Here is a 15098-nt window from a genome sequence, read left to right on the forward strand (position 1 = left end):
TTCGCGTTGTTGCGGTTACCAAAGGCGTGGCAAAATCGAGGCCGGGGCGCAAGGAAAGAGTCTGTCTTGACTCTGGACAGTGGAGCGCTCGCGTGTAGGGAGAGGCGGCGTTACCGACCAAAGCCAAGGAGGGGGGCGAACATGGCGACCACATCGCATTCGATCCCCTCTGACCGCATGGCGGTGCTCTTTGCGGTGATGCTCGTCGCCGCCGCGGGCAACACCGCGATGCAGTCGATCCTTCCCGCGATCGGCGCAAAACTGCACATTCCCGACGTCTGGGTCAGCCTGGCCTTCAGCTGGTCGGCGCTGCTCTGGGTGCTCACCGCGCCGCACTGGGCGCGCCAATCGGACAAGCGCGGGCGCAAGGCGCTGATGGCGCTCGGCGTCGTCGGCTTCCTGTCGTCGATGGCGCTGTGCGGGCTCGTGCTGTGGTCGGGCCTCGCCGGCTGGCTCGCCGCGGGCACGACCTTCATCCTCTTCGCGCTGTTCCGCAGCCTCTATGGCGGACTCGGCTCGGCGGCGCCGCCTGCGGTGCAAGCCTATGTCGCCGCGCGCACCGACCCCGACCAGCGCACGCAGGCGTTATCGCTCGTATCCTCGTCATTCGGGCTCGGCACCGTCATCGGCCCCGCAATCGCGCCTTTCTTCATCCTGCCGATCGTCGGCCTCGCCGGGCCGTTGCTCGTTTTCGCGGCTATCGGACTGGCTGTTCTCATCGCGCTGCGCTGGCGCCTGCCAGACGATGTGCCGCGCTTTGCTGCGCGCGGTGCGATCGTTTCCTACCCCACGACCGGCGGCTCACCGCAAACCGCTGCCGAAGAGGCCGAGGATCAGATTCTCGATCAGGGCGCGGACACCCCTGCCCTGCGCTGGACCGACACGCGCGTGCGCCCGTGGCTGCTGGCCGGTTTGTTCGGCGGCCAGGCACAGGCGATGATGCTCGGCGTGATCGGCTTCCTGATCCTCGACCGGCTGCACCTCCGCCTTCGTCCCGACGAGGGTGCCGCGATGACCGGAATCGTGCTGATGGCGGGTGCCTTCGCGACTTTGCTCTCGCAATGGGGCCTGATCCCGCTCCTGAAAATGTCGCCGCGTGCCGCGGTGCTCAGCGGCGCGAGCCTCGGCGGACTCGGCACCGTGATGACCGGGCTTTCCTTCGATTTCCACGGTATCGTGATCGGCTTCGCGCTTGCCTCGCTCGGCTTCGGCCTGTTCCGCCCCGGTTTTACAGCCGGCGCATCGCTGTCCGTGCCACGGCGTGATCAGGGCAGCGTCGCGGGGATGACCGCATCGATCAACGGGTCGGCTTATATCGTGTCGCCCGCGATCGGTGTGCTGCTCTATAACTGGCACCCGATGGTCGCCTACGGCCTGATGGCCGGTTTTTGCGGCTGGCTGGTCCTGTGGGGCTGGTCGGCGTTGAAGCCGAACCAGCCCTAGGATCCTTGCAGCTCAGTCTGTCGGTTCCTCGTGCTTGCGCTCGCGAACGGGCTTGAGCATCCCCGGCGCGAAGAAGCCGATCGGGTCGACGCTCATCGCGGCCTGCTTGATCTCGCCCTGGATCTTTTCATAATCCTTTTCCATCGCCTCGGTGACCGAAGCGCGCGTGTCCTTCAGCGCGGTCTCGAAATCCTCCATCGTCACCGTGTCGCTGTCCATCGAACGCTTGAGCGCGGCAAGCCCGGCGCGGCGCGTCAGGTCCTCGAGGTCGGCGCCGGTGAAGCGATCCGATTTTTCGGCGAGCACGCCAAGGTCGACATCCTGCGCCAGCGGCATCTTGCCCGTCTGGATTTCAAGGATGCGCTTGCGGCCTTCGGCATTGGGCACCGAAACATAGATCAGCTCGTCGAGCCGCCCCGGACGCAGCAGCGCGGGGTCGATCAGGTTCGGGCGGTTCGTCGCGCCGATCACGACAACCGACTGCATCTCCTCGATCCCGTCCATCTCGGCGAGGATCGTGTTGACGACGCGTTCGGTCACCTGCGGCTCGCCCGACGTCCCGCTGCCGCGCGCGGGCACGAGGCTGTCGAGTTCGTCGATGAAGATGATCGTCGGCGCAACGGCGCGCGCGCGCTGGAACAGGCGCGCAATCTGTTGCTCGCTCTCGCCATACCATTTGGAGAGCAGGTCCGACGATTTGATCGAAATGAAGTTGGCATCGGACTCACGCGCTGCCGCTTTCGCTAGCAAGGTCTTGCCGGTTCCGGGCGGGCCATAGAGCAGGAAGCCCTTCGCTGCACGGATGCCGAGCCGCCGGAACGCCTCGGGGTTCTTGAGCGGCAGTTCGATCCCCTCGATCAGCTTGTCGCGCGCGGCGTCGAGCCCGCCGATGTCGCTCCAGCGCGTCTTGGGCGCCTGCACCATCACTTCGCGCATCGCCGACGGCTGGACGCGTTTCAGGGCGTTGTTGAAATCGTCGCGCGTGACGCGCAACTCCTCCAGCACCTCGGCGGGGATCGTCCCTTCCTCGAGGTTCAGCTTGGGCATGATCCGCCGCACCGCTTCGATCGCGGCTTCACGCGTCAGCGCCGCCATGTCGGCGCCGACGAAGCCAAAGGTCGTGCGCGCGAGTTCGTCCAGATCGACATCCTCGCCGAGCGGCATGCCGCGCGTGTGAATGCCCAGTATCTCGCGCCGCCCCTTTTCGTCGGGAACGCCGATCACGATTTCGCGGTCGAACCGGCCCGGACGCCGCAGCGCCTCGTCGATCGCGTCGGGACGATTGGTCGCCGCGATCACGACCAGGTTGGTGCGCGGTTCAAGGCCGTCCATCAGCGTGAGCAATTGAGCGACAAGCCGCTTTTCGGCCTCGCCCTGCACCTGCCCGCGCTTCGGGGCGATCGAATCGATTTCGTCGATGAACAGGATCGACGGCGCGGATTTCGCCGCCTGTTCGAAGATGTCGCGCAGCCGTTTTTCGGACTCGCCATAGGCGCTGCCCATGATCTCGGGACCGTTGATCAGGAAGAATTGCGCTTCGCTTTCGTTCGCGACCGCGCGCGCAAGGCGCGTCTTGCCGGTTCCCGGCGGCCCGTGAAGCAGCACGCCGCGCGGCGGATCGACGCCGAGGCGGCGGAAGAGTTCGGGGTAGCGCAGCGGCAGCTCGACCATCTCGCGAAGCTGGTCGATCGTCTCGCCCAGCCCGCCAAGATCGTCATAGGTGACGTCGGTGCGGCGCGCGTCCTGCGGCTCCTGATATTCGGGCAACAACTCGATTTCGGTATTCTCGTCGATGAAGACGACACCCTTGGGGCTGGCCGACACGACGAGCAGGCGCACCTCGGCGAGCGCATAGGCGGGCGCATTGAGCATCTGACGAAGCTGCGGCGGCATGTCGCCCGACGGCAGCCGCTGCTGCCCGGCGGTCGCCACGGTATCGCCCGCGACGAGCGGGCGACCAAAAAAGCTGCGCTTGAGCGCATTGGCCGAGCCTTGCAGCCGCAGATTCTCCTGCGCCGGCGCGAACACGACGCGCGTTGCGGGGCGCGTTTCGACGCGGCTCAGCATGACCATGTCGCCCGCGCCCGCGCCGGCATTGGCGCGCTGGAGGCCATCGAGGCGGATGACCTCCAGCCCCTCGTCCTCGGCATAGGGAAGCACGACACGCGAGGCCGTCTCGCGCTTGCCGCTGATCTGGACGATATCGCCCTCGGTAACGCCAAGTTCGGCCATCGCCGAGCGCGGGATACGGGCGATTCCGCCACCGCTTTCTTCGGCGCGGGCATTCGCTACCTGCAGTTTTACCTGTTTTTCTTTTACCGCTGCGTCGGCCAATGCGCGTCTCCGTCAAAAAGGTCAGAATGCCGAAGATAGGATGGTCGTTCCCGATTTACGACCCCCGCGCGTCGCGGCAATTTATGACGCACTGCACAAAATTCTGGCATGTCTGCTGCCGTCATGTCATCATCGGCAACGGATATGCCACGCCTACCCCCTATCAGCAGCATGGAAGCCTTTCTGGAGGTTGCCCGCCATGGCACGGTCAAGGCCGCGGCGATCGAGCTCGGCCTGTCGATGCCCGCGCTGTCGCGCCGGATCCAGACGCTCGAACATGCCGTCGGCCGTCCACTGTTCAATCGCCACCATCACGGGCTGAGCCTGACCGAAGCCGGGCGCGCGCTGCACGAACAGCTTTCGCCGATTCTCGATGAACTGCGCACGGTGATCGGCCAGGTCGGCAGCCCCGACGCCTCGCTGCGGCTCCACCTCAACGTCCTGCCGCTGTTTGCGCAGCAGCGACTGTTCCCGCGCCTTCCCGAACTGCGGCGCCAGCATCCCGAGCTCCATATCGACATCGACACCATGTCGCATGCCGAGGCGCGGCTAGGCGACGGGATCGACGCGGCGATCGCGCTCGCACGGTCGATCGACCCGGCGCTCTACGCCGCGCGCCTTGACCAGGACAAAGTCTTCCCGATCGCCTCGCGAACGCTGATGGACGGTAACCGGCCGATCACGGTGCCCGAACAGATGCAGCGGATGACGATCCTGCTCCACCGCGAAATGCCCGAGACCTTCACCGAGTGGAAGAAGGCGATCGGCATGCCCTATCTGGAACCGGCGGGGATCGATTATTTCGATTCGGGGCCGCTGATGCTCGAGGCTGCGGCGCAGGGGATCGGCGTCGCCTTCATGCACGGGCACCATCTCGACGACGCGCACGATCCGCGGCTCATCCGGCTGTTCGATTTCGACGTCGACAGCCCGTACAGCTATTGGTTCGTGTGCCGCCCGCGCGCGCTGCGCCAGCCCGCGGTCAAACTGTTCCACGACTGGCTGCTCGCCGCGAAAATCTGACCCCGAATCAGGCCTTGGCGGCGGCGGCAGATTCGCGGCGCATGTCGGCGGCGATATCCCAGACGGCGATGAACATCGCGGCGATCACCGGGCCGATGACGATGCCGTGAAACCCGAAGAGCTGAAGCCCGCCCAGCGTCGTGATCAGCACGACATAGTCGGGTATGCGCGTTTCGCGGCCGACGAGGATCGGGCGGAGGACATTGTCGACCATGCCGATGACGAACAGCCCGCAGAATACGAGTACGACGCCCTGCCAGATCGCGCCGGTAACGAATAGATAGAGCGCCATCGGCACCCAGACGAGGCCGGTGCCGACCGCGGGCAATAGCGATGCCGCCCCCATCAGCACACCCCAGAGCAAAGGCGCCTCGACGCCCAAGGCCCACAGCACCAGCCCGCCGATGAATCCCTGCAGGATCGCGACGACGATGCTGCCCTTGATCGTCGCGCGCACGACGATGATGAAGCGTTTGACGAGCAGTTCGAGATGATCGGTGCGCAGCGGCACCGCTTCGGCGATGCGCCGCTGCATCTTGTGTCCGTCACGGATCAGGAAATAGGTGAGGTAGAGCATCACCGCGAGCTTGATCAGCAAGCCGAACAGGCTTTGCCCGAACAAGAACGCCTGTCCGAGAATCGCGCGAACGCCGTCGGCCGCGCCGCCGCCCAGCATGTCGCGCGCCGCCGCAAAGTTGGTGAGGCCGAGCCGCTGGAGCGCCGCCGATGCCCATTGCGGCAGTCCTGCCCGGAAATCGGCAAGAATCTGGACCGGGTTGATCTCGCCCGACTGGATCCGGCCGTAAAGCGTCGTCGCCTCGCCCACCAGCGCACCGGTCAGGATCGCGGCGGGCAGAATCACGATCGCGATGATCAGCAGCAGGGTGAGCAGCGCCGCGCTGCCGGGTCGCTGCGGCATCCGGTCGAGCAGGCGCTGATAGGCGGGCGTGAACAGGATCGCCGCGATCACCGCCCACAGGATCGCTGCAAAAAAGGGCGCGAGAACCAGCGCGAACGCCAGCGTGATCGCGATCAGGATGGCGAGGAAGGACCAGCGATCACCCGCCGCGCGGTAATTTTCCTTGTCCGTCATGCCCCATCCCTCTTGCGCCAGATCAGCCGCTTTTTCCTAGCCCGGACAACGGCTTTGGCAAAGCACCGAAAACAGCGCGGCCGCCGGCGGGGTGTCGATGATGGAAGGAAAATGGTGCTGCTGGACAGGATTGAACTGTCGACCTCGTCATTACCAATGACGCGCTCTACCACTGAGCTACAGCAGCAACCGGATCGCCCGCAAACGCAAGTTCGCCGGGCAGGCGCGGCCTATGGCTGGACGTCCTTCGCCTGTCAAGGTGCGAGGCTTGACGGCGAACCGATTTCGCGAGATTGGCCGCCTGTGAGCAAGCCGCCCTCCCCCGCCGACATCGAACGCGAACGTCGCCTCGCCGAGGCGCTGCGCGCCAATTTGCGCAAACGCAAGGCGCAAGCGCGCGATACCAAGGCCGAAAACCCGCCTAAAGACTGACGGTCACCGTCACCGCGTCGCCTTCGACGAGGCCTTCGGCCTTGCGGACCGCCGCTTTCACCGGGAGCAGCCAGCCCCCGCTTTCCTTGTGCGGGAAGACCGAGGTCTTCCAGCGCGTATCGCCGATCTGCACGTCGACGCGCGCCGAGCCGAATCCCTTGCGGCCGTCGAGCCATTGCCCCGAGATGGCGGCAAGCCGAATCCCGTCGGCCGTGTCGCCCGCGATCGTCACGAAGAACCATGCGGCGGGCGCGGTCGCCGACTGCCAGCGCCAAAGCGGCGTGGTGGTCGTGAAAGTTTCCACGCCCTATTTCGCGGCAACCGGGCGCACGGGTACGGGGATGTTGCAGATATCCGCCCCGCCCGCCGGTTTGATGAAGAAGGGATCCCGACGGTTCTCGCGGGCGTCGGCGTAGCGCACGAAGCTGTCGCTTTCGGTCGAAAGATATTCGAACTTCGGCTGATCGGCGGACGGCAGCTCGGTCGCGATCCGGATCGACGCGATCGCAACGCGCTCCTTCTCATCCTCATAGAAACCGAGCGCACCGGTCCCGCGCGGCAGGCTCGACAGATTTTCGATCCCGCTGATCACGCGCCCGACGACCGCGATGTTGCGATCGAGATGGCGTGGGGCGTGGCCGATGACGGCGTAGAGCTCGGCGCCCGAGCCGGTGTCGGGCGACATATTCCGTCCGACGCCGACCGCGCCGTAGCAATGGAGCGGCCATTCACGCCCATGATCATACGCGACCGGCCAACCGCCGGAGAATCGGGTAAATTCGGCATAGCCGTCACCGCGCGGCTTATGCGGCGACGGCGTTGCACCGCGAACCGGTGTTTCGTGGATGACCAGCTGGCCCGCAGGGACGGTGTAATCCTGCTCCGGTACCGTCACCAAATCTGCCGGCAGCACTTTCTTCTCGGTCGCATCGCCCCATTGCGCGACATAATTGTCCTGCACCCGATTGACGCTCGTCCCGTCCCACCAGTGCGCCGCCGCCAGCTTGCGGATGTTGCCGATCCACCCTTGGCTGAACGGCGCGGGCATCAGTTGGATGACGACGCGCCGCGGCTTGCCCTTAGCATCGGGGGCGAGCTCCATCACCAACAGATCGGAGGGCGCGATGGCGACCCAGTCGCCCGCCGGCGCAGCGGCGGCAATTTCTCCCGGAGACGGGATGGGCGCAGGCTCTTCGGCCGATGCGGGCAGTATGAGCGATGCGGCCGCCACGGCCGTCACGAGCAGATGTTTCATGGCCGATGTCTGCCACGCCCAATCGGCTTGCGAAAGCCCCGCCAAGCGATTAGGGCGCCCGTTCCAGTGCGAATTGGTTTAAGCACCCGATTCACGCTCCGTGCTTCGCACGAAACGACCGGGTGCATGCGGAGCGGTGGCCGAGTGGTCGAAGGCGCTCGCCTGGAAAGTGAGTATACGTCAAAAGCGTATCGAGGGTTCGAATCCCTCCCGCTCCGCCAGACACCTGTCCGCAGGGGTCCGTAAAAGTCCGGATATATCGGCTTTTTCTCTCTGAATTCCGATGCTTAGCTCACCTGATTTTCCGTAGCGGTTCGCAACCGTTCGGAGCCATCCAGTACCAATTCGGGTACTGATCCATGGTATCAGCGGTCCAAAAACATGGTATCTTCGGAGAAGAGAAATGCTGAGCGATATCAAGGTCAAGCAGCAAAACCGCGTTCAAAACCCTATAAGATGTTGGATGGCGGCAGTTTGCTGCTCCTCGTAACCCCCAGCGGCGGCAAATTAGGGCGCTGGAATTACCTCTATGATGGCAAGCAGAAGAGCATGGCCTTCAGGGCTTGGCCGCTGGTCTCGCTTGCCGATGCGCGCGAAGTTCCGCGGAGGCGCAGACGGTATCGCCGATGAATACCGGATGGAGGAACCGAAGCCTATCTACGCCATAGTTCGCCTGCGTCGAGGGACCCCACAATATCAAGCCGGTCATGATGGAGAAGGTCAGCGACCCCTGACCTTGCAAAACAACTCGCTTTAGCGATTCCAGCCAGCGTCACGGGCGGCACGTTCAGCTGCAGCATCGAACGGATCACCTGACATCATTGCCGCCGCAGCGGCCGCAAGATCGCCCGACGAGGCCTGCCGATACTCGCCGGGGTTCTGCCCGGCTGCGGTGCGTTCGAGCGCCCAGCGACCGTCTTCGCGGCAGCCGATGCCCGACAGGTCGCGTCCCGCGAAGCTACGGCAGATACGGCCCTTCTTATCGCGAAAGCTGAGGGCGATGCGGATATCGGCGTTGGTCGGCTGGCTCGATGCAAGCTGCGTGTCGAGCGCATAGGTCAGGCTTCCCGACGCGACCAGGATTCCGTTTGCGCTGATCACGTCCGGCGCGGGCGCCCAAGGCCTGAGGCCGAGTGTCAGTCCCAGCACCAGCGATGCAGCGATCACGCCCCAATGGGCGGGCGCGAATCGCGCGCGCTTTGCTTTTCGGCGATCAGACAGGCTGGTGTCGATGCCATCCCCGATCAGCAGCGCGCGCAGGCGATCGGGCACCGGTTCATCGACGACGGGTGCGAAGTGCGCGGAAAGCTGCGCCCTCAGCGCGCGGTGACGCGCAATCTCGGCAGCGAGGGCGGCGTCGCCTTCTGCTTCGCGTCCGATCCGGCGCGCGGCCAGATCGTCGAGTTCGCCGTCGACATAGGCGGCGATGGTGTCGGGATCGAAACTCATGCCGCCTCTCCCAAAAGATGCATCAGCGTTTCGCGGCCGCGCGCGAGCCGCGATGTTACGGTGCCGATCGGCACCTCCAATATCTCAGCCGCCTCGCGATAGGCATAACCTTCGACCAGCACGAGCATCACGACCTCGCGCTGCTCGTCGGGCAGCCGCGCCATCGCGCCGTCGACGTCGCCGAGCAGCGTGCCCGCCTCGACCTCGGCGATCCCGTCACCGGCGACCTGCGTGATCGCGTCGTCAATCGGGGCGTGAACGCCGCGCCGGGCCGCTGCGCGGCGGTCGTCGATCCAGAGGTTGCGGGTGATGCGATACATCCAGCTGTCCAGTCTTGTTCCTTGTTGCCATTGTTCGCGCGATTTCAAGGCGCGCTCGATCGCCGCCTGACACAGGTCGTCGGCATCGCCGGCGCTCTGCGTCAGCCCGCGCGCAAAGCGGCGCAGGCGCGGTAGCAGATCGACCAGTTCCTCTTCGAAGCGCATCGCTCTCTTTTCGGTTGTTCGAGGAAGAAACGACGACCTTCTATCGTTTCTTCCGCATCCTGCTAAATTTTTCCGGCAGGAGGAACTGGACGAGAGCGATGATGCGAATCTGGACGACAGGGCTGGCGGCAATCTGCATCGCGATCGGTGGCCCCGGTCCGCGCGCGGCGGCACAGGTAGCCTTGCCGTCGGCGCAGCTGCCCGATGCCGGGCGCGTCCTGTCGACGCTGCCCGACGCCGGCGTCCTCGAACCGCTGGCCGCGACGAGCGAGCTGCTGACGCAGGTCCGGCTCGACCGTATCGGCGCGCTTCTGCGCGGCAACCGCGAGAGCATCGAACTCGACGATCGCGGCGAACCGGCGGTACGCGGTGTCCTGATTGCCAGCGGTGTCGACGACGCAATGATCGGGCGCGCCGCGAAGGCAGGCTTCGCGCTGATCCATCGGGAGCGCATCGAGGGGCTCGATCTCGATCTAGCGCGGTTTTCTGTGCCCGAGGGGCGCAGCCTTGCCCGCGCGCGCAAGCAATTGGCAAAACTGCTGCTCGATGCTGCGGTCGATGCCGACAATCTCTATTTCACGAGCGGCCCCGGCGGCGCGCTGCCCGGATCGGCGCTCGCGACGGCAGCGGGCGGCGGCAAGGCCAGCCTCGGCCTGATCGATGGCGGGGTCGCGGCGCATCCTTCGCTGGCGGGGCGTGTCGAGCAGCGCGGATTTGCTAAAGGTGCCCCGTCGGCAAGCCGTCACGGTACCGCCGTCGCTTCGCTGCTTGTCGGCAGCGGCGCGATAGAGGGCGCCGCGCCCGGGCAGCGTCTGTTGGCCGCCGATGTCTATGGCACCGATCCCGTCGGGGGGAACGCCAGCGCGATTGCCCGCGCGCTCGGCTGGCTTGCGCAAAGCGGCGTCGCGGTGACGACGATCAGCCTCGTCGGTCCCGACAACAAGCTGCTGTCGGCGGCGGTGCTGCGCGCGCAGCAGCGCGGGATGCTGATCGTCGCGGCGGTCGGCAACGACGGGCCCGCCGCGCCGCCCGCCTATCCGGCCTCCTATCGCGGCGTGTTCGCGGTGACCGGGGTCGACGCGAAGGGGCGTGTGCTGCCCGAGGCCGGCCGCGCGCTGCATGTCGATTTTGCCGCACCCGGCGATGCCGTGCTGGCGGCGACGGGTGCCGCCAGCACCGACCGGCTGCGCGGCACGTCATTTGCTGCGCCGGTCGTCGCGGGGCGGCTGGCGCTTCGCTATCCGGCGCCATCGATCGACGGGATCGGTCCGGCTGTCGCCGGGCTGGTGATGGAGGCGCGCGACATCGGCAAGAAGGGCCGCGACAATATCTATGGCCATGGCCTGATTTGCGGCACCTGCGGGGGCCGCTGACTCTTTATTCGATATTTTGGAAGAAAGTCAGACGCGCCATCGTTCCCTCCGCAGACCCACCCCCCTCAACACACCCCGGGTCGCACATTCAGGAGCAGGACAATGGCACATCGCATTTTCATCCCGGCTATCGCGCTTGCCGCGTCGGCCATGGCATTTTCGGCCCCCGCTTCGGCGCAGCTGCTTGGTGGCAGCGGCGGACTGACCGGTGGCCTTGGCGGTTCGCTGGGCGGCACGCTCGGCAATCCGATGGGCCCCATCGGCGGGACGCTTGGCAGCGCAGGCGAGCTTGGCGGTACCGGCCGCGGCGAAGCCAACATCGACCGCCGCTCGGGCCGCGTGCAGGGCAAGGGCAATGCCGATGCGAACGGCAAGGGCTCGGCGAACGGTAACGTCAACCTGCTTGGCAATCCGATCGGCGGCGCAGCCAATGGCTCAGGCAATGCCTCGGGCAACGGCAGCCTCGACGCGCAGGCGGTCGGAACCGATTTCGTCGGTCAGACCGCGCGCGGCGCTGCCGGCACCGCCCAGGGCACCGCCTCGACCGTCACCGACACGGCGCGCGGCGCTGTCGGTAATGTTCGCGATCAGGCGGGCGGCGCGGCTTCGGGCCTTTCGGGTGCCGCGAACGGCGCGGGCTCGGCAGCGGGCGGTTTTCAGGGCAGCCTTGACCAGCTGGCCGTTGCGGGCAGCGCCGCCGCCTCGGGTACGGGCATGTTCGCGATCGAACCTGGCATGGCGGTGACCGACGCACGCGGCAAGGTGATCGGATATGTCCAGGATGTTCGCCAGACCGGCCGCGGCGTCGTGCAGGCGGTGACGGTCGAGGTAGGCAACCGTGTCGCGACGCTTCCCGCCGCGAGCTTTGCCGGATCCGGCGACTTTCTCGTCACCGGTATGACCAAGGGCGAACTCAAGAAGACGGCCGAGCGGCAGGAAGATGCGGGCGGCCAGCCGCAGGGCGAAACCGCTCCGCAGACCGCACAGAGCGGCGAGCGCGCCGATCGCGTCAACGACCGCAACGACTGAGCATTACGAGTCCCGAAGGGGCAATGCGCCGGCCATCGTGCCGGCGCATTCTTTTGACCTAGGCTGGCTGTACGAACTCTTAACGGAGCTTCCGAAACGCAGCCGTTGCCTGCTATCACACACGCCGCGAAGGAACGCGCAGGATAGAGGTAACATGACGCCAATTACCGGCGGGTCCGCAGGCGCGGAGGTGAACATGTGGCTCTCTGACGAAGAAGGCGCAGTGAATGGTGCCCAACTTGAAGTCGCACCGCGGATCGCTGACAGCTTACCGATCGTTCAAACGAAGGCGGCGGACTATCTAGATATTTTCGTTGATTGGTCCCGACCAGCAGCAGCGGTAATGAAGAATGGTGGCTAGACGAGATCGATTTTCGCGAAGGCCGACACGATGGCACACTCACATATGCGATGCATTTCTCGCTGGGCGGGGACGATGGCGGCCTTTGGAGGGTTTATATGCGGGTTCGCGAAAACGAAGATCGGCCCTTTAGATTCGAGAGACGTCAGGGATGATCACCCTTGGGACTGAATGGCCGTTTTTACCCTATGGCGACATTTAGCCAGCGCGGGCCGTTGACGAGGTAGACCGAAGCTCATTGGCGTAACGTGGCCGGTAGCTGCCTGTCGGTTCTTGAACGAAAATCGCGAAAACCGGACATTTGGTTGGTCCGCTACGACAACGACCGGTAAGGCACACTGGCAATTACCCACGTCAACGGCCGCCCTCGTGTTTAGCCCCATATTTCCGAGTGATAGCGTCTGACGAGATGCTGGACAGCTCCAGATCATCCCCATATCCGGTGTGTTATCGGACCGTCTGGCTGGATCGATGAGGAAAGGTACGGATGACACAGATCGAACAGCTTCGGGACGCGATCGCGGCAAGCGCGGTTCTGACCGATCCGCAGGTTGGAGACGGGTTCGTCTTCGGGAAAGCCCATCTGTCGGCCGCCAACGTCGACGTAAATGTCAATGTGGATCCGGAACTCGAAGATCAGGTCGACATCGATGCCGACATGCTGATCGCCGCCATCGAACAGGTTCTCGAAATGCCGACCGAGGCATGGAGGCAGATTGTCGACGGAATCGCCGAGGAAGTAGAGGATGCCGTTGGCGACCAAGAAGTGATCGAAAAGACGGACCTGCGCGACGATCTGAGCATATGCTCGGTGGTCATCTTCGCCGATGCCATCCTTCTCTCCTTTGCCGCGCCGAAACAGTTTCCCGACAGCTGGATTCGCGCGCAGCTCGGTGTGGCCCTTGAGGTTGAGGGGGTCAGTGTGGATGAAAAGGACGGCATCGAGACCGTCGAGTTCGATACCCTCGAGAACCTCCTCGACCATCTAACTTCAGACGATGGCAGTGATGAAATCGCGAACACGCACAATAATGGAAGTTGACTGCCAACCAGGTTGCCGACGCCGAGATGCAGGACAACTGCCTTTCCCGATCGTCATCGCGGCGTCATTGGGACCGCTTTCGGATCGGCAACCACCCGGATAATGGAGATGGGCATGCTGGAATGGCTGCGAAAATTGATGGCGGGGGACCAGGGCGCGGAGCCGTCCCAAGGTGAAGTGGAGCGCGACGAGCAAGGACGCATCACTCGGGTAACGCAGACGCTGTCGCTTGCCGAGGACCGCGCGGATGGCCCCGCCCACCCCGTGCTTGCACCCGATGACAGCCTGGCGCCCCGTCTGCGCGAAGCTTGCGACTGGCTCATCGGGCAGAACATCCGCCTTGCCCGCGATCGCGGGCTCGGTCTTGAGCGCAATTATGATTTCGACCAGGACACCGGCCAGCTCACCCTCAAGTTCGCGCGCGGCCGCACAGTCGCCGCCCGCGCCCAGATCCTCGGCAGCTTCGATCCAAGCGATCGTAGCTTCCTATGGGCCTGGGCCAATCCCTCCCTCTTGCCCGCAATCTGCGAGGATGCCGAACGCGCGAAGGCCGAAGGAGAACGGCTCGGTCTCGCCGCCCTGACCACGCCGACCCAAACCGTCGCCTTCGACAATCTGAAGCCGCTGCTCGCCTTGGCTGCCCAGACGGGCGGTGCCGATGGCGTTTATCGCGGCATGGTCAACGGCACGACGTCGGTGTTCCTCTCCTTCCGCCTCGACGAGCCCGCCCGCAAGCCTCGCGCCGCGGCGCCGGTCGACGAAGCCATGCTGGAAGCGGCCCATGCGCTGGTGACGGCCTATGATGCTGAAATGCTGCCGATCGACCGCGAGCACCACGAACATGACGGCGAGGACAGCATCCTGCGCACGCTGATCGACCGCAAGCTCGCCATCTACCACCGCTACTGGTCGCGCACCGACAGCTATTGGGAACCGAGCTCGCTCGGCTGGCCGTCCGATCACGACCCGGCCCCGAAGGCGGTTCACTTCACCGTTCCCCACCCTCAGGGCGGCGCTCTCGACGTCGCCATCGGCAGGGATGTCGGCGAGACCGTCTACCGGATCGAGCCGGTAGACGATGCGCTGAAGATCACGGATCAGCTGCTCGACTGGGGCGGAGGCTTCATCTGGCCAAGAGTAGATGGTTGAGATCCGATCGTCACTGGGCTCACTTGTCCTGTCCCTAATGGCATATGGTAGCGCAAGGGAGCCCCAACAGTGGCGGCTCAGGACCTCTGCTCCTCTAATCCGAGTAGCGCATCGACCAGATCACATTTTTCGCCGTCCTTTTCACGCAATCAACGGCGCCTGACGCAATGCAGGCGCCTATTCGCGTCGCGATCAGGCGACAAGCCACCCATAGTTTGCCGCTCTGATTAATCAGCCTGCGTCGCGGAAACCCTGGCCGGAACATCTACTCGCGCAGCTTCTGCGAGCTCGTCGATCTTGTCGGCGCAAACCTGATGGACGATACGATCCATCAGGCAGGTCATTTTATTGTGCACACCTGCATGGAGATGAAGATGGTCTTCTAGTCGTGCGATAAGCTGCTCGGGAGTCCCATGACAGAAGGGGCGACAAGGCCATGCCTTGCTGCCCTCCAATTTGGGTTGCGCTATGCGGCGATGACGCCCGAACTGCGAGCGAGTTCCTTCTGGCTTAACAGACCTGGTCACCGCGCCGATGATGACTGAACGAAGATATTTATTCATGTTGCTGATGTGGGTATCGGCGATCAAGTGCCTGCGAAAATTGGTTTAGCGGGCCGTGCAAACCGGC

General features: G+C 64.7%; 17 protein-coding genes and 2 tRNA genes. 10 read left to right on the plus strand and 9 right to left on the minus strand.

Translation table 11 applies throughout. From position 1 onward, the window contains the following. Positions 1 to 141 precede the first annotated feature (141 nt). A complete protein-coding gene (locus ACIPPQ_RS19525) occupies positions 142 to 1443 on the plus strand; it encodes an MFS transporter (RefSeq protein WP_446545721.1) in 1302 nt (433 codons plus the stop codon). A 12-nt stretch (positions 1444 to 1455) separates the two neighbouring features. On the opposite strand, the gene ACIPPQ_RS19530 is transcribed toward ACIPPQ_RS19525, so the two are convergent. Then, positions 1456 to 3777: a CDC48 family AAA ATPase gene (locus ACIPPQ_RS19530; protein WP_446545722.1), complete on the minus strand. Its 2322-nt coding sequence runs from the start codon at positions 3775 to 3777 to the stop codon at positions 1456 to 1458. Positions 3778 to 3921: 144 nt separating this feature from the next. Here ACIPPQ_RS19530 and ACIPPQ_RS19535 point away from each other — a divergent pair, with 144 nt between their 5' ends. Then, positions 3922 to 4800: a LysR substrate-binding domain-containing protein gene (locus ACIPPQ_RS19535; protein WP_327452810.1), complete on the plus strand. Its 879-nt coding sequence runs from the start codon at positions 3922 to 3924 to the stop codon at positions 4798 to 4800. A gap of 7 nt (positions 4801 to 4807) precedes the next feature. Here the strand turns inward: ACIPPQ_RS19535 and ACIPPQ_RS19540 are convergent, their stop codons facing one another. Next, positions 4808 to 5893: an AI-2E family transporter gene (locus tag ACIPPQ_RS19540; RefSeq protein ID WP_446545723.1), complete on the minus strand. Its 1086-nt coding sequence runs from the start codon at positions 5891 to 5893 to the stop codon at positions 4808 to 4810. A gap of 112 nt (positions 5894 to 6005) precedes the next feature. After that, positions 6006 to 6080 (minus strand) — tRNA-Thr (locus ACIPPQ_RS19545). Between the two features lie 116 nt (positions 6081 to 6196). Here ACIPPQ_RS19545 and ACIPPQ_RS19550 point away from each other — a divergent pair. Continuing rightward, positions 6197 to 6325 (plus strand): hypothetical protein, encoded by a 129-nt coding sequence (locus tag ACIPPQ_RS19550; RefSeq protein ID WP_446545724.1) that lies wholly within the window; start codon positions 6197 to 6199, stop codon positions 6323 to 6325. On the opposite strand, the gene ACIPPQ_RS19555 is transcribed toward ACIPPQ_RS19550, so the two are convergent. Both ACIPPQ_RS19555 and ACIPPQ_RS19560 read right to left on the minus strand, forming a co-directional pair. After that, positions 6315 to 6629: a DUF1905 domain-containing protein gene (locus tag ACIPPQ_RS19555; RefSeq protein WP_446545725.1), complete on the minus strand. Its 315-nt coding sequence runs from the start codon at positions 6627 to 6629 to the stop codon at positions 6315 to 6317. The genes ACIPPQ_RS19550 and ACIPPQ_RS19555 overlap by 11 nt on opposite strands. Positions 6630 to 6632: 3 nt before the next feature. Beyond that, complete coding sequence (locus ACIPPQ_RS19560) at positions 6633 to 7580, minus strand: peptidylprolyl isomerase (RefSeq protein WP_446545726.1); 948 nt, start codon at positions 7578 to 7580, stop codon at positions 6633 to 6635. 130 nt (positions 7581 to 7710) lie between these two features. Between ACIPPQ_RS19560 and ACIPPQ_RS19565 the strand changes: the two genes are divergently transcribed. Both ACIPPQ_RS19565 and ACIPPQ_RS19570 read left to right on the plus strand, forming a co-directional pair. Then, positions 7711 to 7801, plus strand: a tRNA-Ser gene (locus ACIPPQ_RS19565). Positions 7802 to 7961: 160 nt separating this feature from the next. Continuing rightward, on the plus strand, positions 7962 to 8210 hold the full coding sequence (locus ACIPPQ_RS19570; protein ID WP_446545727.1) for an Arm DNA-binding domain-containing protein: 249 nt from the start codon (positions 7962 to 7964) through the stop codon (positions 8208 to 8210). Here the strand turns inward: ACIPPQ_RS19570 and ACIPPQ_RS19575 are convergent. From ACIPPQ_RS19575 to ACIPPQ_RS19585, 3 genes are read right to left on the minus strand one after another with little or no spacing between them, the layout of a single operon-like run. Then, on the minus strand, positions 8137 to 8322 hold the full coding sequence (locus tag ACIPPQ_RS19575; protein ID WP_446545728.1) for a MaoC/PaaZ C-terminal domain-containing protein: 186 nt from the start codon (positions 8320 to 8322) through the stop codon (positions 8137 to 8139). The two genes, ACIPPQ_RS19570 and ACIPPQ_RS19575, sit on opposite strands and share 74 nt — an antisense overlap. Before the next feature lie 11 nt (positions 8323 to 8333). Beyond that, positions 8334 to 9029, minus strand: coding sequence for an anti-sigma factor family protein (locus tag ACIPPQ_RS19580; RefSeq protein WP_446545729.1), 696 nt, complete (start codon positions 9027 to 9029; stop codon positions 8334 to 8336). Next, positions 9026 to 9514, minus strand: coding sequence for an RNA polymerase sigma factor (locus tag ACIPPQ_RS19585; protein ID WP_446545730.1), 489 nt, complete (start codon positions 9512 to 9514; stop codon positions 9026 to 9028). Before ACIPPQ_RS19585 ends, ACIPPQ_RS19580 begins: the two co-directional genes overlap by 4 nt. A 98-nt stretch (positions 9515 to 9612) precedes the next feature. Between ACIPPQ_RS19585 and ACIPPQ_RS19590 the strand changes: the two genes are divergently transcribed. The 5 genes from ACIPPQ_RS19590 to ACIPPQ_RS19610 all read left to right on the plus strand — a co-directional run bounded on the left by ACIPPQ_RS19590 (position 9613) and on the right by ACIPPQ_RS19610 (position 14468). Then, positions 9613 to 10887, plus strand: a complete 1275-nt coding sequence (locus ACIPPQ_RS19590) for a S8 family serine peptidase (protein WP_446545731.1) — start codon at positions 9613 to 9615, stop codon at positions 10885 to 10887. A 102-nt stretch (positions 10888 to 10989) separates the two neighbouring features. After that, a complete protein-coding gene (locus ACIPPQ_RS19595) occupies positions 10990 to 11916 on the plus strand; it encodes a hypothetical protein (protein WP_446545732.1) in 927 nt (308 codons plus the stop codon). A 154-nt stretch (positions 11917 to 12070) separates the two neighbouring features. Further along, the gene (locus ACIPPQ_RS19600) at positions 12071 to 12277 is read left to right on the plus strand and encodes a hypothetical protein (protein ID WP_446545733.1); all 207 of its coding nucleotides are present in this window, start codon (positions 12071 to 12073) and stop codon (positions 12275 to 12277) included. A 487-nt stretch (positions 12278 to 12764) separates the two neighbouring features. Beyond that, entirely contained in the window at positions 12765 to 13319 is a 555-nt protein-coding gene (locus ACIPPQ_RS19605; protein WP_446545734.1) for a hypothetical protein, read from the plus strand. Between the two features lie 114 nt (positions 13320 to 13433). Beyond that, positions 13434 to 14468: a DUF6882 domain-containing protein gene (locus ACIPPQ_RS19610; protein ID WP_446545735.1), complete on the plus strand. Its 1035-nt coding sequence runs from the start codon at positions 13434 to 13436 to the stop codon at positions 14466 to 14468. 227 nt (positions 14469 to 14695) lie between these two features. Here the strand turns inward: ACIPPQ_RS19610 and ACIPPQ_RS19615 are convergent, their stop codons facing one another. Beyond that, a complete protein-coding gene (locus ACIPPQ_RS19615; RefSeq protein ID WP_446545736.1) occupies positions 14696 to 15058 on the minus strand; it encodes a hypothetical protein in 363 nt (120 codons plus the stop codon). Between the last annotated feature and the right edge of the window lie 40 nt (positions 15059 to 15098).

Source organism: Sphingopyxis sp. LARHCG72 (assembly GCF_052871675.1).

Excerpts from the sequence above, each read along its gene's own strand:
- ACIPPQ_RS19525 (WP_446545721.1), top strand. The coding sequence starts at position 142 with ATGGCGACCACATCGCATTCGATCCCCTCTGACCGCATGGCGGTGCTC.
- ACIPPQ_RS19535 (WP_327452810.1), top strand. The coding sequence starts at position 3,922 with ATGCCACGCCTACCCCCTATCAGCAGCATGGAAGCCTTTCTGGAGGTT.
- ACIPPQ_RS19540 (WP_446545723.1), bottom strand. The coding sequence starts at position 5,893 with ATGACGGACAAGGAAAATTACCGCGCGGCGGGTGATCGCTGGTCCTTC.
- ACIPPQ_RS19560 (WP_446545726.1), bottom strand. The coding sequence starts at position 7,580 with ATGAAACATCTGCTCGTGACGGCCGTGGCGGCCGCATCGCTCATACTG.
- ACIPPQ_RS19570 (WP_446545727.1), top strand. The coding sequence starts at position 7,962 with ATGGTATCTTCGGAGAAGAGAAATGCTGAGCGATATCAAGGTCAAGCA.
- ACIPPQ_RS19580 (WP_446545729.1), bottom strand. The coding sequence starts at position 9,029 with ATGAGTTTCGATCCCGACACCATCGCCGCCTATGTCGACGGCGAACTC.
- ACIPPQ_RS19585 (WP_446545730.1), bottom strand. The coding sequence starts at position 9,514 with ATGCGCTTCGAAGAGGAACTGGTCGATCTGCTACCGCGCCTGCGCCGC.
- ACIPPQ_RS19590 (WP_446545731.1), top strand. The coding sequence starts at position 9,613 with ATGATGCGAATCTGGACGACAGGGCTGGCGGCAATCTGCATCGCGATC.
- ACIPPQ_RS19595 (WP_446545732.1), top strand. The coding sequence starts at position 10,990 with ATGGCACATCGCATTTTCATCCCGGCTATCGCGCTTGCCGCGTCGGCC.
- ACIPPQ_RS19600 (WP_446545733.1), top strand. The coding sequence starts at position 12,071 with ATGACGCCAATTACCGGCGGGTCCGCAGGCGCGGAGGTGAACATGTGG.
- ACIPPQ_RS19605 (WP_446545734.1), top strand. The coding sequence starts at position 12,765 with ATGACACAGATCGAACAGCTTCGGGACGCGATCGCGGCAAGCGCGGTT.
- ACIPPQ_RS19610 (WP_446545735.1), top strand. The coding sequence starts at position 13,434 with ATGCTGGAATGGCTGCGAAAATTGATGGCGGGGGACCAGGGCGCGGAG.